The 20,078-nt window shown below is 71.1% G+C and carries 18 protein-coding genes; 16 read left to right on the plus strand and 2 right to left on the minus strand.

The window, feature by feature from the left end:
- The first annotated feature begins 2 nt into the window (after positions 1–2).
- The 13 genes from ACYVF7_RS24340 to ACYVF7_RS24400 are packed head-to-tail and all read left to right on the plus strand — an operon-like array spanning position 3 to position 15,220.
- Positions 3–959: an ABC transporter permease gene (locus tag ACYVF7_RS24340; RefSeq protein ID WP_460344908.1), complete on the plus strand. Its 957-nt coding sequence runs from the start codon at positions 3–5 to the stop codon at positions 957–959.
- Entirely contained in the window at positions 956–1,822 is an 867-nt protein-coding gene (locus ACYVF7_RS24345) for an ABC transporter permease (protein WP_460344911.1), read from the plus strand. Before ACYVF7_RS24340 ends, ACYVF7_RS24345 begins: the two co-directional genes overlap by 4 nt.
- On the plus strand, positions 1,819–3,306 hold the full coding sequence (locus ACYVF7_RS24350; RefSeq protein WP_460344914.1) for a dipeptide ABC transporter ATP-binding protein: 1,488 nt from the start codon (positions 1,819–1,821) through the stop codon (positions 3,304–3,306). Before ACYVF7_RS24345 ends, ACYVF7_RS24350 begins: the two co-directional genes overlap by 4 nt.
- Positions 3,307–3,356: 50 nt before the next feature.
- Positions 3,357–3,800, plus strand: coding sequence for an oligopeptide/dipeptide ABC transporter ATP-binding protein (locus ACYVF7_RS24355; RefSeq protein ID WP_460344917.1), 444 nt, complete (start codon positions 3,357–3,359; stop codon positions 3,798–3,800).
- Positions 3,797–5,398 carry an arylsulfatase gene (locus tag ACYVF7_RS24360; protein WP_460344920.1) on the plus strand — a complete coding sequence of 534 codons (1,602 nt, stop codon included), beginning with the start codon at positions 3,797–3,799 and terminating at the stop codon, positions 5,396–5,398. Before ACYVF7_RS24355 ends, ACYVF7_RS24360 begins: the two co-directional genes overlap by 4 nt.
- Before the next feature lie 23 nt (positions 5,399–5,421).
- The gene (locus ACYVF7_RS24365; protein ID WP_460344923.1) at positions 5,422–7,863 is read left to right on the plus strand and encodes a beta-glucosidase family protein; all 2,442 of its coding nucleotides are present in this window, start codon (positions 5,422–5,424) and stop codon (positions 7,861–7,863) included.
- On the plus strand, positions 7,860–9,308 hold the full coding sequence (locus tag ACYVF7_RS24370; protein WP_460344925.1) for a sulfatase-like hydrolase/transferase: 1,449 nt from the start codon (positions 7,860–7,862) through the stop codon (positions 9,306–9,308). Before ACYVF7_RS24365 ends, ACYVF7_RS24370 begins: the two co-directional genes overlap by 4 nt.
- Positions 9,309–9,343: 35 nt before the next feature.
- Positions 9,344–10,237 carry a formylglycine-generating enzyme family protein gene (locus tag ACYVF7_RS24375; RefSeq protein WP_460344928.1) on the plus strand — a complete coding sequence of 298 codons (894 nt, stop codon included), beginning with the start codon at positions 9,344–9,346 and terminating at the stop codon, positions 10,235–10,237.
- Between the two features lie 15 nt (positions 10,238–10,252).
- Positions 10,253–12,031 (plus strand): sulfatase, encoded by a 1,779-nt coding sequence (locus tag ACYVF7_RS24380; protein ID WP_460344931.1) that lies wholly within the window; start codon positions 10,253–10,255, stop codon positions 12,029–12,031.
- A gap of 14 nt (positions 12,032–12,045) precedes the next feature.
- The gene (locus tag ACYVF7_RS24385) at positions 12,046–13,146 is read left to right on the plus strand and encodes a cupin domain-containing protein (RefSeq protein WP_460344934.1); all 1,101 of its coding nucleotides are present in this window, start codon (positions 12,046–12,048) and stop codon (positions 13,144–13,146) included.
- Entirely contained in the window at positions 13,143–13,955 is an 813-nt protein-coding gene (locus ACYVF7_RS24390; RefSeq protein ID WP_460344937.1) for a fumarylacetoacetate hydrolase family protein, read from the plus strand. The genes ACYVF7_RS24385 and ACYVF7_RS24390 overlap by 4 nt, the downstream gene beginning before the upstream one ends.
- Positions 13,952–14,539 carry a maleylpyruvate isomerase N-terminal domain-containing protein gene (locus tag ACYVF7_RS24395; protein ID WP_460344940.1) on the plus strand — a complete coding sequence of 196 codons (588 nt, stop codon included), beginning with the start codon at positions 13,952–13,954 and terminating at the stop codon, positions 14,537–14,539. Before ACYVF7_RS24390 ends, ACYVF7_RS24395 begins: the two co-directional genes overlap by 4 nt.
- A 60-nt stretch (positions 14,540–14,599) precedes the next feature.
- Complete coding sequence (locus ACYVF7_RS24400; protein WP_460344943.1) at positions 14,600–15,220, plus strand: L-threonylcarbamoyladenylate synthase; 621 nt, start codon at positions 14,600–14,602, stop codon at positions 15,218–15,220.
- Between the two features lie 6 nt (positions 15,221–15,226).
- Here ACYVF7_RS24400 and ACYVF7_RS24405 read toward each other — a convergent pair whose 3' ends face one another.
- A complete protein-coding gene (locus tag ACYVF7_RS24405) occupies positions 15,227–15,961 on the minus strand; it encodes an alpha/beta hydrolase (protein WP_460344946.1) in 735 nt (244 codons plus the stop codon).
- 162 nt (positions 15,962–16,123) lie between these two features.
- On the opposite strand from ACYVF7_RS24405, the gene ACYVF7_RS24410 reads away from it, so the two are divergent.
- From ACYVF7_RS24410 to ACYVF7_RS24420, 3 genes are read left to right on the plus strand one after another with little or no spacing between them, the layout of a single operon-like run.
- Entirely contained in the window at positions 16,124–17,239 is a 1,116-nt protein-coding gene (locus ACYVF7_RS24410; protein WP_460344949.1) for a sugar ABC transporter substrate-binding protein, read from the plus strand.
- Positions 17,236–18,717, plus strand: coding sequence for a sugar ABC transporter ATP-binding protein (locus ACYVF7_RS24415; RefSeq protein ID WP_460344952.1), 1,482 nt, complete (start codon positions 17,236–17,238; stop codon positions 18,715–18,717). The genes ACYVF7_RS24410 and ACYVF7_RS24415 overlap by 4 nt, the downstream gene beginning before the upstream one ends.
- A 3-nt stretch (positions 18,718–18,720) precedes the next feature.
- Entirely contained in the window at positions 18,721–19,728 is a 1,008-nt protein-coding gene (locus ACYVF7_RS24420; protein WP_460344955.1) for an ABC transporter permease, read from the plus strand.
- Between the two features lie 88 nt (positions 19,729–19,816).
- Here ACYVF7_RS24420 and ACYVF7_RS24425 read toward each other — a convergent pair whose 3' ends face one another.
- On the minus strand, positions 19,817–20,014 hold the full coding sequence (locus tag ACYVF7_RS24425) for a hypothetical protein (protein WP_460344958.1): 198 nt from the start codon (positions 20,012–20,014) through the stop codon (positions 19,817–19,819).
- Between the last annotated feature and the right edge of the window lie 64 nt (positions 20,015–20,078).

Here is a 20,078-nt window from a genome sequence, read left to right on the forward strand (position 1 = left end):
TCATGACGAGATTCCTGGTGCGCCGGCTTCCCTCGGCCCTGCTGGTGCTGTTCGCCACGTCGATCCTCGCGTTCGTTCTTCCCCGGCTGGCGCCGGGGGACCCGGCGGTGGCCGCCGCCGGCCCCGACGCCAGTGCGGCCGACATCGCCGCCATCCGCCGGGACCTCGGCCTCAACCGGCCGCTCGCCGAGCAGTACTTCCACTGGATGGGCGGCATCTTCACCGGTGACTTCGGGCGGTCGTACGCCACCGGCAGGCCGGTGACCGAGCTCATGGGCAGCCGGCTGGGCAGCACCATCCAGCTCGCCGTGCTGGCGGCCGTGTTCATGGTCGTGATCGGCATGGCGCTCGGAGTGGCCGCGGGCTCGGCCCGGCGCCGCTTCGCCAAGAGCGTGCTCGACGTGGCGTGTTCCGTGCTGCTCGCGGTGCCGCCGTTCCTCACCGGCCTGCTTCTGGTGCTGCTGCTCGGCGTGGCCTGGACCGTACTTCCGGTGAGCGGCGAGGTGTCGATGTTCACCGACCCGGAGATCGGCGTGCAGTACCTGCTGCTGCCCGCCTTCGCGCTGGCCCTGCCGCAGGCCGCGCAGATCGCCCGGCTGCTGCAGAGCGCGATGTGGCAGTCGCGGTCGGAGGAGTTCGTGCAGACCGCGATCGCCAAGGGCGCCTCGCCCCTCCGGGTGACGTTGCGGCACGTGCTCCGCAACTCCATGGCGAGCGCGCTGGTGAGCCTCGGGATGCGGATCGGCGAGCTGCTCGGCGGAGCCATCGTCATCGAGGCCATCTTCGCCCGCAGCGGCCTCGGCGCACTGGCCGTGACCAGCGTCAACCAGCGCGACTACCTGGTACTGCAGGCGATGATCCTGTTCGCGGTGGCCATCGCGGTGATCTTCCAGCTGCTCACCGAGATCGCGCTGTCCGTCCTCGATCCCCGAATCCGGTTGGAAGGCGCGACCGCATGACGACGACCATTCAGGCGGCACCACCGGTCGCCCAGGAGACGGTACGGGAGGGCTGGCGGCGCTACCTCACCGCGGTGCGCAGGCCGCGGGGCGCGTTCGCCCTGAGCCTGCTGGCCCTGCTCGTGCTGGCGGCCCTGCTCATACCGCTGTTCTCGCACGGCTACGACCAGCAGTCCTCCGACACCTTCCTGTCCCCGTCGTGGCGGCACCCGTTCGGCACGGACGAGCTCGGCCGCGACGTGTTCACCCGGACCCTGTACGGCCTCCGCTCCGACCTCGTGCTGCTGTTCGTCGGCGTGCCGGTCAGCATGGTGCTGGGCACCACGCTCGGCGTCCTCGGCGCCGTGTCCCGGACGGCCGGGATGTTCATGCAGCGGGTGTTCGACATCATCATCGGGTTCCCCAGCCTGATCCTCGGCATCGTGATCGTGCTGATCATGCAGCCCGGCCTCTGGGCCCTGCTGGTCACCATCGTGATCTACGGCCTGCCCGGGTTCGGGCGCCTGGCACGGGCGGCGATGCTGGCGCAGGAACGCCGAGAGTACGTGCAGGCCGCGCGGGTGCTCGGGATCTCGCGGCGGAAGGTGCTGGTCCGGCACATCCTGCCGAACTCCATTGACGCGATCATCGTGCACGCCGCGATCTCGATGGTGACCGCGGTCTTCCTGGAGACCGGGCTGTCGATCGTCGGCCTGGGCATCCAGCCGCCGCAACCCTCACTGGGCATGCTGCTCAACACCGGGGTCCGGTTCCTGTCGCTGGCACCGATGTACGTGCTCGGGCCGACCCTGGTCCTCATCCTGCTGGCCCTGTCGTTCAGCCTGCTCTCCGATGCCCTCAACGAGGCGGTGACGCGGAAATGACCGTGTTGGAAGTCAACGACCTGCGGGTCCAGTTCGGATCGACCGTCGCCGTCGACGGGGTGTCACTGCGGGTGGACCGTGGCCGGATCGTCGCCCTGGTCGGCGAGTCCGGTTCCGGCAAGTCGGTCACCGCCCGCACGATCATGCGGATGGTGCCGGAGCCCGGCCGGATCACCGGCGGGACGGTGCGGTTCGAGGGACGGGACCTGCTCACCCTGCGCGAGCGCGAGATGCGGTCGATCCGGGGCCAGCGGATCGCGATGGCGTTCCAGGACCCGCACGCGTCGCTGAACCCGGTCGCGACGGTCGGCGCCCAGGTCGCCGAGGCGCTCATCGTGCACGGCACGCCGCACCGGAAGGCCCGGGAGCACGCCGTGGAGCTCCTCGCGCTCGTCGGCATTCCGGACGCCGAACGCCGGGCCGGGGAGTACCCGCACCAGTTCTCCGGCGGTATGCGGCAGCGGGTGGTCATCGCGATGGCGCTGGCCCACGAGCCGGCGCTGCTCGTCGCCGACGAGCCCACCACGGCGCTGGACGTGACGGTCCAGGCGCAGATCCTGCGGCTGCTGGCCGAGCTGCGCGACCGGATCGGGGTCGCGGTGCTGCTGATCACCCACGACATGGGCGTGGTCGCCGAGCTGTGCGACGAGCTCGCGGTGATGTACGGCGGCCGGATCGTCGAGACCGGGACGGTCGCCGACGTGTTCGCCGCGCCGGCCCACCCGTACACGCGGGACCTGCTGCGGGCGATGCCCCGGCTGGACGACGTCGCCGGGCGGCGCCTGTTCGCGATCCCGGGGCAGCCGCCCGACCCGGCGACGCTGCCGCAGGGCTGCGCCTTCCACCCGCGTTGCGCCCGCGCCGAGGACACCTGCCGCACCACGCGGCCCGCCCTCACGTCCTTGGACGGCGGACGCGAGGCCGCGTGCTGGTTCCCCGTGACCGAGGACCAGGCCGCCGCCGAGCCCCTGGAAGCGACCGAGCGGGCCGTCGCCGCCGACCGGCCGCCGGTCCTGGAGATCGACGGCCTGCGCGTGAACGTCGGCAGTCGGCGCGGCCCGGTGTACGCCGTCGACGGCGTGAGCCTGCGGGTACGCGCCGGCGAGACGGTCGGCCTGGTGGGGGAGTCCGGCTGCGGCAAGTCCACCCTCGCCCGTACCGCGGTGGGCATCAACCGGGCCGCCGCCGGCACCATCACGATCCAGGGTCAGGACCCGGGCACGGCCTCCCATCGCGCCCTGCAGTACGTGTTCCAAGATCCCTACGCGTCCCTCAACCCCCGCCGCACCGTCCGGCAGGTGCTCGACGAGGCCCTGGAGGTGCGCGGCGTGCCGCCGGCCGAGCGCCGGGAGCAGTCGGTGAAGCTGCTGGAGCTGGTCGGGCTGGCCGAACGGCACCTCGACCGGTTCCCGCACGCCTTCTCCGGCGGTCAGCGGCAGCGCATCGCCGTCGCCCGGGCGCTCGCGGTCGAGCCGCCGGCCTGATCCTCGACGAGCCCGTCTCGGCCCTGGACGTCTCGATCCAGGCGCAGATCATGAACCTGCTGGCCGACCTGCGTGACCGGCTCGGCCTGGGCTACCTCTTCATCGCGCACGACCTGGCGGTGGTGCGCAACATCAGCGACCGCGTCGCGGTGATGTACCTCGGCAAGATCGTGGAGACCGGGCCGGCCGAGCGGCTGTACCGGGAGCCGCTGCATCCGTACACGGTGTCCCTGCTGTCGTCCTCTCCCTCGGTGGACGCGCCGAGGGAGAGGATCGTGCTCACCGGCGACCTGCCCAGCCCGAAGAACCCTCCGTCGGGCTGCCGGTTCCGTACGCGCTGCCCGATCGGCCCGCTGGCCCACCCCGACCGCACGATCTGCGTGGAGAAGGCGCCGGAGCTGCCGCCCGGCGCGGACGACCGGCACGGGGCGGCCTGCCACTTCCCGGGCGAAATGCACAAGAAGCTGCTCGCGGAAGGAGCGCTGGCCGGATGACCGATCGACCGGACATCGTGCTGATCCTCGCCGACGACCTCGGCTACTCCGACCTGGGGTGCTACGGCGGCGAGATCGAGACGCCCAACCTCGACGCGCTCGCCCGCGACGGCGTGCGCATGACCCACTTCACGACGACCGCCCGGTGCAGCCCGTCGCGGGCCTCGCTGCTGACGGGCCTGCACCCGCACCAGACCGGGATCGGCGTGCTGAACGGCGACGACGGGCCGGGCGGCTACCCGGGAAGCCTCAACGACCGGTGCCTGACCATGGCCGAGGTGCTCGGGGCGGCCGGATACGCCACGTGCATGAGCGGCAAGTGGCACCTCGCCCACGCGATGGACGAACCGTCGGATGCATGGCCCACCCGGAGGGGGTTCCAGCGGTTCTACGGCACTCCCGGCGGGGGCGGAAACTACTTCGCGCCGTTCCGGCTCACCCGGGGGGAGCAGGACGTCTCGGAAGAGGCGCGCACCGACCCGGACTTCTACTACACCGACGCCATCACCGACGCCGCGGTCGACTTCGTCCGGACGACCCCATCGGAACGGTCGCTGTTCTGCTACGTGGCCTACACCGCGCCGCACTTCCCGCTGCACGCGCGGGAGAGCGACATCGAGCGCTGCGCCGGCCGGTACCGCGAGGGCTGGGACGTGGTGCGGGCGCGCCGCGTGGCGAAGATGCGGGACCTGGGGATCCTCCCCGAGGACGTCGCGCCGAGCCCGCGCGACCCGGAGGTCCCGGCGTGGGAGGACGTCGAGCACCTCGCGTGGGAGCAGCGGCGGATGGAGGTCTACGCCGCGCAGGTCGAGTGCATGGACCGCGGGATCGGCCGGATCGTCGAGGCGCTGCGCGCCGCCGGGAGGCTGGAGAACACCCTGCTGGTCTTCCTGTCCGACAACGGCGGCTGCGCCGAGGAGTTCCCGGTCGGGCTCGGCAGCGAGTACGCCGCGCGCGGGTTCAAGGCCGTGCCCGCCGCCACCGGTGACGGCCGCGAGATCTACGTGGGTAGCCGGCCGGACCGTATGCCGGGCGGCGAGGACGTCTACATGATGTACGGGCGGGGCTGGGCGAACGTCTCGAACACGCCGTTCCGCATGTTCAAGCGGTGGGCGCACGAAGGGGGCATCGCCGACCCGTTCATCGCGCACTGGCCGCGTGGGCTCGGCGAGCGCGCGGGCGAGATCGTCCACACGCCGCACTACCTGCCCGACTTCATGCCGACGGTGCTCGAGGTGACCGGGGCCTCCTACCCCGACTCGTTCCCCGGCCGGTCACCGCTGCCGCTGGAGGGGCACAGCATGTTCGGCTCCTGGCACGGCACGCCGGATCCGGGGGAGCGGTACCAGTTCTACGAGCACATCGGCAACGCCGCCGTACGCCGCGGGCGATGGAAGCTCGTCCGCGAATACCCCGGCGACTGGGAGCTGTACGACCTCGACGCGGACCCGGTCGAAGGCGCCGACCGCGCCGCCGACCACCCGGACCTGGTGCGCGAGCTCGCCTACGCGTGGGCCGAGTGGGCGCATCGCTGCGGAGTCGTACCACGGGAACGGATCCTCGAGCTCACGCGCTGGGGCATCGCCGCCCGCGTCTGACGATCACCACCGAAAGGAATTCGATGCTGGACGCCCTTGTCGCCGAGCTCGACCTGGAACAGAAGGTAAGGCTGCTCACCGGGGGGACCTTCTGGGGCACACACGCCGAGCCGGCGGTGGGACTCCGCTCGATGCTCATGTCCGACGGCCCGTCCGGGGTACGCGGTGAGCACTGGGACGAACGCGACCCGTCGCTGAGCCTGCCGTCGGCCTCGGCGCTGGCGGCCACCTGGGACGTCGCCTTCGCGGAGCGGTACGGCGCGGTGCTGGCGGCGCAGGCGCGCGCCAAGGGCGTGCACGCCGTGCTCGGGCCCACGATCAACCTGCACCGCAGCCCGCTCGGCGGCCGGCACTTCGAGTGCTTCTCCGAGGACCCCCTGCTGTCCGGCGCGCTGGCCGTCGGGTTCGTGCGCGGTGTGCAGCGATACGGCGTCGCCGCGGTGCCCAAGCACTATGTGGCCAACGAGTCCGAGACCGACCGGTACACCGCCGACGTGCGCGCGGACGAGCGCACCCTTCGCGAGATCTACCTCGCGCCGTTCGAGATGGCCGTGCGCGAGGGCGGGGCCTGGGCGGTCATGTCGGCCTACAACTCGGTCAACGGCACCACGATGAGCGAGAACGACCTGCTGCGCGACCCGCTCTCGACCGAGTGGGGCTTCGCCGGCCCGGTGGTCTCGGACTGGACGGCCGTGCACAGCACCGAGGCCAGCGCGCTCGCCGGACAGGACCTGGCGATGCCCGGCCCGAACGGTCCGTGGGGCGCCGCCCTGGTCGAGGCGGTACGAGCGGGGCGCGTGCCGGAGGCGGTCATCGACGAGAAGGTACGCCGCATCCTGTGGCTCGCCGCCAAGGTCGGCGCGCTGGGCGAGGTGACCGCCGCCTCGATGACACCGCCCTCGGACGACGGGTTCGCGCGAGAGGCGGCCGCGGACGGCATGGTGCTGGTGCGCAACCAGGGCGAGCTGCCCTGGCCCTCGGCGGGCCCGGGGTCGATCGCGGTGATCGGGCAGGCGGCCGAGGTCGCGCGCACCCAGGGCGGCGGCAGCGCCCGGGTGGTGCCGCTCGCGGTCGTGCCGCCGCTGCGAGGACTGCGGGAGGCACTGCCCGAGGCCGAGATCCGGTACGAGCGCGGCACGGTCATCACCGACGGCCCCCTGCCGCTGCCCCTGCACACGCTGACCAACCCGGTCACCGGCGAGCCCGGCGTACGAGCCCGCTTCCTCGACGCGGACGGCAACGAACTCCTCGCCGAGGACCGCGGCTCGACCGATCTCCTCTGGTTCGGCGGCGGCCCGCCGGAATCTACGACGCTGGAGCTCAGCACGCGGTACCGGCCCGAGGCGACCGGGCGCACGCACCTCGGCGTCGCCTCTGTCGGCCGCAGCACCATCTTCGTCGACGGCGCCGTCGTGCTGGAAGCCGACCTGACCGGCGGGGACACGATCATGGGGGCCGGGCTGTTCGCCCCGCCTTCGACCTCGGCGCCCGTGCACCTCACGGCGGACCGGCCGGTCCTGCTCCGCGTCGTGCACGACCTGACCTCCCGCGTCGGCGGCCGTACCTCGTCGGTGTCGCTGTCGTTCGGCGTCGAGGTGCGCGCCGACGACGAGGACGCCGAGATCGCCCGCGCCGTCGAGGCCGCGCGCACGGCCGAGGTCGCGGTGGTGGTCGTGGGCACCACCGCCAAAGTCGAGAGCGAGGGCGTCGACCGTACCTCGCTGGTGCTGCCCGGCCGGCAGGACGAGCTCGTGCGCGCGGTCGCCGCCGTCAACCCGCGGACCGTGGTGGTGGTCAACTCCGGCGCTCCGGTGCTGATGCCGTGGCGGGACCAGGTCGCGGCGATCCTGCTCACCTGGTTCCCCGGGCAGGACTTCGGGCACGCGCTCGCGGACGTCCTCCTCGGCGTCGCCGAACCCGGCGGCCGGCTGCCCACCACCTGGCCCGCCGCCGAGGCCGACGTGCCCGTGCTGTCCACCCGTCCCGTGGACGGCGGGCTCGACTACGCCGAGGGCGTGCACGTCGGTCACCGGGGCTGGCTGCGGGCCGGCCGCGAGCCCGCGTATCCCTTCGGCCACGGCCTGGGCTACACGACCTGGCGCTTCGACGATCTCGTGGTGCCCGAGTCGGTCGACGCGGGCGAGCCGCTGCCGGTGACCGTGCGGGTCACCAACACCGGGGACCGTGCCGGCAAGCAGGTGGTGCAGGTCTACCTCTCCCGGCCGGAGAGCGAGATCGACCGGCCGATGCGCTGGCTGGCCGGGTTCGCCGTGGTACGGGCCGAGGCGGGGGAGACCGTCGAGGCGGACGTCGAGGTCGGCGCGCGTGCGCTGGCGCACTGGGACGGCGCGTGGCACTACGAGTCCGGCGCGTTCCTGGTGCATGCCGGAGCCTCGAACACGGATCTGCCGCTGACCGGAAAGGTGGAGACGCTGCGGGTCCCCGACCGGAAGGATGCGAAATGAGCGCCGGGCGGCCGAACGTCGTCGTCTTCGTACCCGACCAGCTGCGGGCCGACGCGGTGGGCGCCTTCGGCAACCCGCACGTCCGGACGCCGAACATCGACCGCCTCGCCGCTCGTGGCGCCCGCTGCACCAACGCCTTCGTGCAGCATCCGGTCTGCTCGCCGAGCCGCGCGTCGTTCCTCACCGGCTGGTACCCGCACGTGGCCGGCCACCGCACGCTCACGAACCTGCTGCGCGCGGACGAGCCGAACTTCCTCAAGACCTTCCGGGACAACGGCTACCACGTCACCTGGGTGGGGGAGCGCGGCGACACCTTCGCGCCCGGCGGGACCGAGGCCAGCGTCGACGAGTACGGCTTCGCCGTCGAGCCGGCCGGCATGCGCTGGGCGAAGGACCTCGAGTACGAGAGCGACCTCGCCGCGCGCACCTTCTACGCGGGGCGGGTCGAGGACGCCGTCGACTTCGACGAGGCCGCGATCCGCACCGCCGAGGCCTGGCTGGCCGCCGCCCCGCGGGAGCCGTGGCTGCTGTTCGTCCCGCTGCTCGCGCCGCACGTGCCGTTCAAGGCGGCGGAGCCGTGGTTCTCGATGTACGACCGCGACGCGATGCCGGACCCGGTCCCCCCGGCCGACGGCCCGGAGCCGTCCTTCCACCAGCCCCTGCGCGACGCCTATGGCCTCGAACGCGCGACGCCGGAGCACTGGCGGGAGATCACCGCGACGTACTACGGCATGGTGTCCCGGATGGACGCCCACCTCGGCCGCGTCCTGGACGCGGTCGAGCGGGCCGGGCACGCCGACGACACGATCACCGCCTTCTTCGCCGACCACGGCGAATACCTCGGCGACTACGGCCTCATCGAGAAGTGGCCGACCTCGATGACCGCGAACATCACCCGGGATCCGCTGATCCTGGCCGGGCCGGGCATCCCCGCCGGCGAGGTGGTCGAGGACATGGTCGAGTTGATCGACGTGTTCCCGACCCTGCTCGACGTGTGCGAGGTGCCCGTCGACACGCACCGGCACTTCGGCCGGAGCCTCGTTCCCCGGCTGCGCGGCGAGGGCGCGCCGCACCGCGAGTACGCCTTCAGCGAGGGCGGCTTCACGCTCGAAGAGGAGGCACAGCTGGAGCGTCCCGGCTTCCCGTACGACCGCAAGGGCGACCTGCAGCACGCGGACCCGCGGCTCGTCGGCAAGGCGACCGCCGTCCGGGACCGCTCGTGGACGTACGTGCACCGGCTGTACGACGCGCCGGAGCTCTACGACCGGATCGCCGACCCGGACGAGCGGATCAACCTGGCCGGACGGCCGGAGTTCGCGCAGGTCGAGGAGCGGATGCGGAGCGAGCTGCTGCGCCGGCTCATCGAGACGGCCGACGTCGTGCCGCTCGCCCCGGACCCTCGCCGGCCGAAGGTCGACCTGCCCACGCCGGGGGCGGAACGATGACGGCTAATGTCCAGAGGGGAGTGGAAGGAGCCCTTATGGACCACTGTTGTGCCCCGTCCCGGCCAGATGACGGAACCGCGCCCGTCCCCACCGCGGTCTCCAGCGGCGGAGGCGATCTCGGCGAGTTGATCGTGCTGCCGGGTGGAACGTTCCGCATGGGCACCGACGACAAGGACGGGTTCCCCGAAGATCATGAGGGGCCGGTCCGCGAGGTGGTCGTGGCGGCATTCGCGATCGACCCGTACTGCGTGTCCAACGCCCGGTTCGCCGAGTTCGTCGAGGCGACCGGGTACCGCACGGACGCCGAACGGTTCGGCTGGAGCTACGTGTTCGCCAAGTTCCTGCCCGGCCAGGTGCGCAAGACCGCGCCCCGGCCGCCGCAGACCCCCTGGTGGTGTGGTGTGCCCGGTGCGTACTGGCGGCATCCGGAAGGGCCGGACAGCGATTTGGACGGCAGGTCGGACCATCCCGTGGTCCACATCTCCTGGCGCGACGCGAACGCCTACTGCCAGTGGGCGGGCGGCCGGCTGCCCACCGAGGCCGAATGGGAGTACGCCGCGCGCGGCGGGCTGGACCAGGCCCGCTACCCCTGGGGCGACGAACTCACCCCGGGCGGCGAACACCGCTGCAACATCTGGCAGGGCCGCTTCCCCGTGCACAACACCACCGAGGACGGCTACGCGGGCACCGCACCGGTGGACGCGTACCAGCCCAACGGCTACGGGCTCTACAACACCTCGGGCAACGTCTGGGAGTGGTGCGCGGACCCGTTCGCCGAAGGCATGTCGGAACGGTCCATGCGGGGCGGCTCGTACCTCTGCCACGAGTCGTACTGCAACCGCTACCGCGTCGCCGCCCGCACCGCCAACACACCCGACAGCTCCGGCGGCAACCTCGGTTTCCGCTGTGCCGCCGACGTCCAGCTCTGAAGGAGGGCGAGACCCATGAAGGCGATCATGGTGATGTTCGACAGCCTGAACCGCCAGATGCTCCCGCCCTACGGCGCCGACTGGGTGCACGCGCCGAACTTCAGCCGCCTGGCCGAGCGGACGGCGACGTTCGACAACTGCTACGCCGGCAGCATGCCGTGCATGCCCGCCCGCCGCGAGCTGCACACCGGCCGGTACAACTTCCTGCACCGCAGCTGGGGGCCGCTGGAGCCGTTCGACGACTCCGCGCCCGAGATCCTCGGCGACAACGGGGTCTACACCCACCTGGTCACCGATCACCAGCACTACTGGGAGGACGGCGGCGGCACCTATCACAACCGGTTCAGCACCTATGAGTTCTTCCGCGGTCAGGAAGGCGATCGCTGGAAGGGCCACGTCGCCGACCCCGAGCTGCCCCCGATGCTCAAGCGCCGGATGCTCCCCTACGTCCGGCAGGACTGGATCAACCGCCAGTACCTCGCCGACGAGGTCGACCATCCGCAGACCCGCACCTTCGACGCGGGGCTGGAGTTCATCCGCACCAACCACGGCGACGACGACTGGTTCCTGCAGATCGAGACCTTCGACCCGCACGAGCCGTTCTTCAGCTACGAACGGCACAAGAAGCACTACCCGCACGACTACGACGGCCCGCTGTTCGACTGGCCCGACTACCAGCAGGTGCTGGAGACGCCCGAACAGGTGCAGCACCTGCGCTACGAGTACACCGCGCTGCTGTCCATGTGCGACCACTCGCTCGGCCGCGTGCTGGACACCATGGACGAGCTCGGGCTCTGGGACGACACGCTGCTGATCGTGTGCACCGACCACGGGTTCCTGCTCGGCGAGCACGGCTGGTGGGGCAAGAACGTCGCCCCGTGGTTCGACGAGACCATCCATACGCCCCTGTTCATCTGGGACCCCCGCAGCGGCGTCCGGGACGAACGACGCGAATCCCTGGTGCAGACGATCGACCTCGCGCCGACGCTGCTGGAGTTCTTCGGCTTGAATCCGCCACCGGACATGCAGGGCGTACCGCTGCGCGAAACGGTCGCGGCGGACACGCCGGTACGCGAGGTGGGGCTGTTCGGCGCGTTCGGCGGCCACGTCAGCGTCACCGACGGCCGGTACGTCTACATGCGATCGTGCGCCGCACCGGACAACCGGCCGCTCGTCGAGCACACCCTGATGCCCACCCACATGCGAGGCCGCTTCCGCCCGGAGGAGCTTCGCGGCGCCGAGCTGGCCGGACCACTGCCGTTCACCAAGGGCGTGCCGGTGCTCAGGACCGCGGGGCACGCCATGGCCAACCCGTACGCCTTCGGCACCCTGCTGTTCGACCTGGCCGAGGACCCGGACCAGGAGCACCCGCTCGCCGACGACGAGCTCGAACTCCGCATGGCCGGCCTGCTCGTGGAGCAACTGCGGGCGAGCGACGCGCCGCCCGAGCAGTACGAGCGCCTCGGTCTGCCGGAGAGCGGCCCGGTCACCCCGGACCATCTCCTGGTGCGCGCCCAGTGGGAGCAAGTGCGGGCAAGCCGGCAGGGCCCGGCCCGCGCGGAGGAGTTCGCCTGTCCCGACGGCCTCGAGATCCCGCTGGGCCGACTGCTCGCCGACGAGGACTCGGCCGCGGCCCTGCGCCGTCAGGTGCCGGACCTGGTCGACGGCCCGCTCGTCGGCATCGCCGGTCACCTGACCCTGCTGCAGATCGCCGCGTTCGCCATCGGCCTGCTGCCCCGCGACCGCCTGCACGCCGTCGCCGACGAACTCGCGGGTCTTCGTTCCCCACTGTGAAGGAGTTGTCCGTCATGCCAGTCGATGGATCGCCGGTGACGATCGTCGCGACCGACGCCGACGACCAGCCCACCCGTACCCCCGATCTGGAAGAGCTGTACCGCGGGTTCGAATCCGAGCTGCTCATCCCCCTGTGGACCGAGATCGGCGACCTCATGCCGTTGTCGCCGCGGTCGAAGGCGGTTCCGCACCTGTGGCGCTGGAGCAGGCTGCTGCCCATGGCCGAGCAGGCCGGGCGGCTCGTGCCGGTGGGACGCGGCGGCGAGCGGCGGGCGATCGCCCTGGCCAACCCGGGCCTGGACGGTCGGCCGTTCGCCACGCCGACGCTGTGGGCGGCGATCCAGTACCTCAACCCGGGTGAGGACGCCCCTGTGCACCGCCACACCCAGAACGCGTTCCGGTTCGTCGTCGAGGGAGAAGGGGTGTGGACGGTCGTCGACGGCGACCCGGTGGCGATGCGCCGGGGCGACTTCCTGCCGCAGGCGGGCTGGCACTGGCACGGCCACCACAACGTCACCGACCGGCCCATGGCGTGGATCGACGGGCTCGACATCCCCTTCCAGCACCTCGTCGACGCCACGTTCTTCGAGTTCGGGCCCGACGAGGTCGAGACCCGCGAGGCACCGGACCGGTCGCGCTCGGAGCGGCTGTGGGGGCATCCGGGGCTGCGGCCCCTGACCCACCTCCGGCCCACCCCGGCGACGCCGCTGCTCGCCTACCGGTGGGAGCACACCGACCGGGCGCTGGCCGAGCAACTGGCGCTGGAGGCGGAAGGCGATCGGGTCACCGTGGAGCCGGGCCACGCCGCCGTGCGCTACACCAATCCCACCACCGGCGGCGACGTCATGCCGACGCTGCGCGCCGAGTTCCACCGGCTGGCACCCGGCACCGAGACCGCCGCCTCCCAGGAGGTGGGCTCGTCGGTCTACCAGGTGTTCGACGGCACCGGCCAGGTCACCGTCGGCGACGAGACCTGGACCGTCGAGCGCGGCGACCTGTTCGCGGTGCCGTCGTGGCAGCCGCTGACGCTGGCCACGGAGGGCGGCCTGGACCTGTTCCGCTTCAGTGACACCCCGATCTTCGAGCGTCTGCACCTTCAGGAGACCACGCAGTGAAACTCGCGACCATCCGCACCGGCGACGGCACCCGCGCCGCCCGCCTCACCGCCGACGGCTACGTCGACCTGGGCTGTTCCGACGTCGGCGATCTGCTCGCCCGTACGGACCGGCCCACTGCGGGGGGCACGGTGTACGCCGACGCCGAACTGGCACCCGTCGTGCCGCGGCCCGGGAAAGTGCTGTGCGTGGGGCTCAACTACCGTACGCACATCCTGGAGATGGGCCGCGACCTGCCCGAACACCCCACGCTGTTCGCCAAGTTCGCCGAGGCGCTGATCGGCGCCCGCGACGACATCCAGCTCGCGCCCGAGTCGTCCGCGGTGGACTGGGAGGCCGAGCTGGCGGTGGTGATCGGCGCGACGGTACGGCGAGCGTCCGCCGAGGAGGCGGAGCGGGCCATCGCCGGATTCACCGTGATGAACGACGTCACCATGCGGGACTGGCAGTTCCGTACGAAGGAATGGCTGCAGGGCAAGACGTTCGAGGGCACCACACCGCTCGGGCCGGTGCTCGTCACCCCCGACGAGCTGCCCGGCGGCGTACGGCCCCGTCTGTCGATCACCTGCCGCGTCGACGGCGAGATCATGCAGAAGGCCGACACCGGCGACCTGGTGTTCGACCCGGTCGACCTGGTCCGCTACGCCTCCACGATCCTCACGCTGCGGCCCGGGGACGTCATCGCCACCGGCACGCCCGGCGGTGTCGGCCACGCCCGCAAGCCGCCCCGTTACCTGTCCGACGGCACCACCGTGGTCACCGAGATCGAGGGCATCGGACGCCTGGAGAACACGGCGAGGACGCCGTGAGCTCCCGGGCCTGGATGGACCTGGGCACCGAGCTGTTCCTCGGCGTCGTCGACCGGCTGACCGACGACGAGCTGTCCGCGCCGACCGGGCTGCCCGGGTGGACGCGGCGGCACGTCGTCGCCCACGTCCACGGCAACGCCGAGGCGCTGCGCCGCCTGCTCGACTGGGCCGCGACCGGGGCGGAGAACCGGATGTACGCCGGTCCCGCGCAGCGCGACGCCGAGATCGGCGCCATGGCGGCGCTGCCGGCCGGCGAGCTGCGCGTGCTCGTCCACCGGTCCGCCCGGGCCCTGGCGGCGGACATGGACGCCCTGCCGGAGGCGGCCTGGCGCCGCACGGTGATCACCGCCCAGGGGCGTACGGTCCCCGCGAGCGAGATCCCCTGGATGCGGGCGCGGGAGGTCGCGGTGCACGCCGTCGACCTGGACGATGGCGTGGGCTTCGCCGACCTGCCCGACGGTCTGGCCGCCGCCCTGGCCGCCGACGCCGTGGCCAGGCACGCGTCTCGCGGGTCGGCCGCGGACCTGGCCGCGTGGCTGACCGGGCGCTCCGCCGAGGCGCCCGCGCTCGGTTCCTGGCTGTGACCTTGGGAAGTGGCGGGTTTCGGGTGGTCGACCTGCGGCTTCGCCCCCTAAGCTTCGCAAATGGCCAGGTACTTCGACGTGCATCCGGACAACCCGCAACCTCGGGTGCTCCGCCAGGTGGTCGACATCCTTCGCGCGGACGGGCTGATCGTGTACCCGACCGATTCGTGCTTCGCGCTCGGGTGCCGTCTGGGCAACAAGGAGGGCATCGACCGGATCAGAGAGATCCGCCGCCTCGACAGCGGCCACCACTTCACCCTGGTCTGTAAGGACTTCGCGCAGCTCGGCCAGTTCGTTCAGGTCAGCAACGCGCTGTTCCGCTCGATCAAGGCGGCGACCCCCGGCAGCTACACCTTCATCCTGCCGGCGACGAGGGAGGTGCCGCGGCGGCTGCTGCACCCCAAGAAGAAGACCGTCGGCGTCCGGATCCCCGATCACGCCGTCACCCAGGCCCTGCTGGCCGAACTCGGCGAGCCGCTGCTGTCGAGCACCCTGCTCCTGCCCGACGAGGCCGAACCGATGACGCAGGGCTGGGACATCAAGGAGAGACTCGACCACGCGGTGGACGCCGTCATCGACTCCGGCGAGTGCGGTGCCGTGCCGACGACGGTGATCGACTTCTCCCAGGACGAGCCCGAGATCGTCCGCAGAGGCGCGGGAGATCCGGCCTTCTTCGAGTGACGGCGCTCATGCCCGGTCCGCTCGGATCAGGGCCGCGAAGTCACGGAGGACGTCGTCCCGTGCCCGGAGGGCGGCCGGTATCGCGTGCACGAACTCGAGAAAGCCGTGGACGGTCGCGGGCACGCTGATCTCCGTCGTCGGCACACCGGCCGTCCGCAGGCGGTCGGCGTAGGCGACGCCCTCGTCGCGCAGCGGGTCGTACTCGGCCGTCACCACGACGGCCGGGGGGAGACCGGTGAGGTCCGGCGCGTGCAGCGGCGCGGCGAACGGCAGCGTCCTGGTGGCCGGATCGGGCAGGTACGCCTCGATGAACCAGCGCATCGCGTCGGCGGTGAGGTAGTGGTCGTCGGCGAACGTCGTGTACGACTCCGTGCTCATGGTCGGATCCGTGACCGGATAGACGAGCAGCTGGGCGTGGAGCGGGATCGCGGCGTCGCGCGCGCGTAGCGTCACGGCCGCGGCGAGGTTCCCGCCGGCGCTGTCTCCCGCGACGGCCAGCCGGGCGCGGTCGATGCCCCGGGGCCGAGCTCCGGGATAGGCGTCCCCCCGCCGAGCCGATCGATGAGCCGTCTGACGTCGGGGGCAAGTGCCATCACGCGTCTCCCGTCCGTGGCGCAAGTGTGGGCTAGAAGTTAACAGCGCTGCTGTTAACTCATCAAGGTCGTCCTCATCGTTCTTGCGCTGCCGCCCATACGCGACGGCATCCCGTAGATGATCAAGGATTTCCCGCTCTAAATGCACTTTCGTCAGTTGCGGTAGGGCCTGAAGCGGGTGCCGTCATTCTCCCGATGGACGCGATCCTGTTACGAGATCTTCTCAACGTTGGGGTTTGTGTGTTAATTATCTAGGCCAGTGGTGAGTAGTGAACATCAAAACCTGTGATCCTGTGCAGGAGGTCCCGCCATGCCCCCCATCTCCTCCGACGTCTCCCGCCGGCGACTTCTCCGGACCGGAGCGCTCGGCCTCACCGGTCTCGCGGCGGCACCGATGCTCGGCGCCTGCTCGACGGCGGGTGGATCCGCCTCGAGCAAGACGGTCGCCTGGGAGACCGGGTACCTCTCGTTCTTCTTCTTCGTGGTGCTCCAGGAGACGGTGAAGCGCGAGTCGAACAAGCACGGCCTCACCTTCGTCGGCAAGAACGCCAACGGCGACTCCTCGGCCCAGGTCAACGACTGGAACAGCCTCTTCCTGCAAAAGCCCCGATACCTCATCTCGGACGCCCTGGACTCGGAGGTCCTCGTCCCCCTCACCAGGACGGCGAACACCAAGAAGATCCCCATCGGCATGGTGGACACGCCGCTGACGGGCGGCGACGTCGACATCTCCGTGACGTTCGACAACCGCCAGTCCGGCGTCATGGCCGCGGAGAAGACCGCCGAACTGCTTAAGGCGAAGAACGGCTCCCCGAAGGGCACCGTGCTCAACGCCTACGGCAGCCTGACGGCCGTCGCCCTCCGCGACCGCAAGGAAGGGTTCGAGTCGACGCTCAGGGCCAAGTACCCCGAGATCAAGATCGTCTCTCGTCCGCAGAACAACGACCACGCGCAGGCGCTCTCGGTCGTGAACACGACCCTTCGCGAGTATCCGGCCCTCGACGCGATCCACGTGCCCACCGACATCTTCCTGCCGGACGCGCAGAAGGCGATGCAGTCGCAGGGCCGGCTGTTCCCCGTCGGCCATGCCAAGCACATCATCCTGACCAGCATCGACGGCTCGCCGAACGCCCACGAGTGGATCCGGAGCGGCCAGCTCGACGCCGACATCTCCCAGGATCCGATCGCGTACGTGCAGATCTGCATGGAGATGCTGGAGAAGTACGCGGTCAAGGGCAAGGACGTGCCGGTGGGGCCGTACGAGAACAAGAACTACTTCTGGGAGAAGGCGACGGTCGCCAAGAGCAAGTCCGGCCCGCTCATGACGATCCCGCCCTACTACGTCACGAAGGAGAACTCCCAGGACCCCCGCCACTGGGCCAACATCGTCACCGACCAGTGGAAGCTCAAGGAGACCCAGTCGTGACGATCACTCCGCTGCTGGTCGCGGACGGCGTCACCAAGGTCTACGGCGCCTCGCGCGCGCTCGACGACGTCACCGTGACCATCAACCGGGGGGCGATCCACGGCCTGCTGGGCAAGAACGGCGCGGGCAAGTCCACCCTGGCGGGCATCACCGCCGGGGTGGTCCGGCCCGACCACGGCACGCTGACGTTCGACGGCCGGGACGTCACGCACGAGTCCGCCGCGGCGCGGCAGAAGCACGGGATCCGCCTGCTCGACCAGCACTCCGAGGTGCTCGCCGACCTCACCGTGACGGAGAACCTCCTGCTCGGAGCGCTGCCGCGGCGACGAGGGCTGATCGACTGGCGTACCGCCGTCGCGAGCGCGGACGAGATCCTCGACGAACACGATCTGCGCATCCCGCCCCGTCGCCTCGCCGGTGACCTGTCGCTCAGCGAGCGACGCCGGCTCAGCATCGTGAAGGCGCTGATCGGCAACGGGCAGCTGGTCATCCTCGACGAGCCGACCACGGGGCTGACGATCGGCGAGCGCCGTGACCTCATGCGGTGGGTGCGGAGTCTCGCCGACCAGGGCCGCACGTTCGTCTACATCTCCCATCACAACGACGAGGTGCGCCAGCTCTGCACCGAGTACACCGTCCTGCGGGACGGCAGGGTGGTCGCGGACGGCACGATGGAGAACCTCACCGCCGCGCGGCTCTCCACACTGGTCAGCGGCGAGGACGTCACCGAGTTCCACCGCCGTCGCCGTCAGGGCGCCGACGACCTGCTCAGCATCCGGGGCCTGCGGTACGGCGCCTGCGGGCCGATCGACCTCACCGTCCGCGCCGGAGAGATCGTCGGCCTGGTGGGCCTGCCGGGGTCGGGAGCGCAGGAGCTGCTGCGGGTGCTGGCCGGGCTGACGCCGGCCACGGGCGGCGAGGTACGGATGGGCGGGCGCGCCGTCGACCTGAGCCGGCCGCGATCCTGCCTCGACGCGGGGATCGCCTACCTCACCGACGACCGGATCGGCGAGGGGGTGGCGGCCCAGATGTCCATCGCCGACAACATCCACCTCGGCCACTGGCCACGCGGCCGGTACCGGTTCCTGGACACCGGCCGCATGGCCGTGCGGTCCGACCGGATCCGGCAGGCGATGTCGGTGCGGATGGCGGGGCCGCGGCAGGAGATCCGCCAGCTCAGCGGCGGCAACCAGCAGAAGGTGCTCATCGGCCGCCTGCTGACGCGTGAGCCCAAGGTGCTCGTGCTGGACGAGCCGACCGTGGGCGTCGACGTCGCCGCCAAGGAGGAGATCCACCGCCTCGTCGACCAGGCGACCGAGGACGGTGTCGCCGTGCTCGTACGGGCGTACGACCCAGACGAGACGGCGCGCCTCGTGGACCGCGCCGTTCTTTTCTCCGGCGGATCGATCACCGGAGAGCTCGTCGGCGACGACCTGACCCTGTCCGCCGTCGCGACCGCACAGCATGTTGGAGAGTGACCGATGACCCAGACCGTGGACGCCAAGGAAGCGGTGAGCGTGCGGCGGCGCGCCGATTTCGACCCTCTCAAGTTCGGCCTCGACAACATCGTCTGGGCGTTGATCATCGTCTTCAGCCTGGTGACCGGGCTGTTCAACGCGTTCTTCCTGACCACCGCCAACCTCCAGAACGTCCTGATCCAGGCGACGCCGCTCGGCCTGCTCGTCCTGGCCGTGTCCTTCGCGCTGCTGATCGGCGAGATCGACCTGTCGGTCACGGGCAACTTGGCGTTCAGCGGCATGATCGGCGCGCTGCTCATCCAGCACCTGCACATCCCGGGGATCCTGGCGATCCTGTGCGTCATCGCGACCGGCGCGGTCATCGGCCTCGTCAACGGCGTCTTCGTCGCCCTGCTGCGGATGAACTCGCTGATCACCACGCTCGCGATGGGCCTGTTCCTGCAGGGTGCGGTGCTCGGGCTGACGAAGGCGCGGACCCTCGTCATCAACGACGCGACCTACACCTACCTCGGCAGCGCCACGGTCGGCGGCTGGCCGCTCATGCCGATCGCCCTGCTCCTGGCCTTCGCCGCGGTCGCCGTCGTGCTGCGGAGCACACAGTGGGGCCGCAACCTGTACGCCACCGGCGGCAGCCTCAAGGCGTCGATCGTCGCGGGGATCGCGGTCCGCCGGATCCGGCTCAGCGCCTTCCTCGCCGCCGGAGCGCTCGGCGGCGTCGCCGGCTTCCTGTCCTCGACGTATCTCGGCGGGGTCAACGTCACGGTCGGCAACAGCCTTCTGCTGTACGCGGTGGCGGCCCCGGTCATCGGCGGCGTCTCGCTCACCGGCGGCCGGGCGCGCGTCTCGGGGATGCTGGGCGGCGCGTTGCTGATCAGCGTCATCCAGGTGGGACTGCAGCTCGTCAACGTGTCGGCGTACTACATCCAGATGATCGGCGGCGCGATGATCCTCATCGCCATCGCGGTCGACGCTCTCCGCGTACGCCGCTCTGAGCAGGGTCGCTCCGTCTGACGGCGGTCACGGGCCAGGCGACCCGCCGGCCGGGCACGCGACGGAGGCGTGCCCGGCCGGTTCCGTCATGGGATTCGGCGGGGAGATGTCACTTGCTGGGCTCGGGGGTCTTGCACGAGATCTTGGGGTTGACTCCCGTGTAGTTGAGGGGGCCGGCGATGATCGTGACGAGGAGCGTGCCCGCCTGGGAGCAGTTCTTCGGCCCGCTGCTGTAGTAGTGACGTTGCCCGGCGGCGATGGCACCGATGATGAGCCACAGGATGACCACGGCCGTGGTGATTCTCATCGTTACTCCAACGACTACGCCGACCGCGATCGGCACCGATGGGAATCGGGTCGGCCACACGTCG

It is taken from the genome of Actinoallomurus acanthiterrae (assembly GCF_054775715.1).

Coding starts and splice junctions, on each gene's coding strand:
- ACYVF7_RS24340 (WP_460344908.1), top strand. CDS start 3: ATGACGAGATTCCTGGTGCGCCGGCTTCCCTCGGCCCTGCTGGTGCTG.
- ACYVF7_RS24345 (WP_460344911.1), top strand. CDS start 956: ATGACGACGACCATTCAGGCGGCACCACCGGTCGCCCAGGAGACGGTA.
- ACYVF7_RS24350 (WP_460344914.1), top strand. CDS start 1,819: ATGACCGTGTTGGAAGTCAACGACCTGCGGGTCCAGTTCGGATCGACC.
- ACYVF7_RS24355 (WP_460344917.1), top strand. CDS start 3,357: ATGAACCTGCTGGCCGACCTGCGTGACCGGCTCGGCCTGGGCTACCTC.
- ACYVF7_RS24360 (WP_460344920.1), top strand. CDS start 3,797: ATGACCGATCGACCGGACATCGTGCTGATCCTCGCCGACGACCTCGGC.
- ACYVF7_RS24365 (WP_460344923.1), top strand. CDS start 5,422: ATGCTGGACGCCCTTGTCGCCGAGCTCGACCTGGAACAGAAGGTAAGG.
- ACYVF7_RS24370 (WP_460344925.1), top strand. CDS start 7,860: ATGAGCGCCGGGCGGCCGAACGTCGTCGTCTTCGTACCCGACCAGCTG.
- ACYVF7_RS24375 (WP_460344928.1), top strand. CDS start 9,344: ATGGACCACTGTTGTGCCCCGTCCCGGCCAGATGACGGAACCGCGCCC.
- ACYVF7_RS24380 (WP_460344931.1), top strand. CDS start 10,253: ATGAAGGCGATCATGGTGATGTTCGACAGCCTGAACCGCCAGATGCTC.
- ACYVF7_RS24385 (WP_460344934.1), top strand. CDS start 12,046: ATGCCAGTCGATGGATCGCCGGTGACGATCGTCGCGACCGACGCCGAC.
- ACYVF7_RS24400 (WP_460344943.1), top strand. CDS start 14,600: ATGGCCAGGTACTTCGACGTGCATCCGGACAACCCGCAACCTCGGGTG.
- ACYVF7_RS24410 (WP_460344949.1), top strand. CDS start 16,124: ATGCCCCCCATCTCCTCCGACGTCTCCCGCCGGCGACTTCTCCGGACC.
- ACYVF7_RS24420 (WP_460344955.1), top strand. CDS start 18,721: ATGACCCAGACCGTGGACGCCAAGGAAGCGGTGAGCGTGCGGCGGCGC.
- ACYVF7_RS24425 (WP_460344958.1), bottom strand. CDS start 20,014: ATGAGAATCACCACGGCCGTGGTCATCCTGTGGCTCATCATCGGTGCC.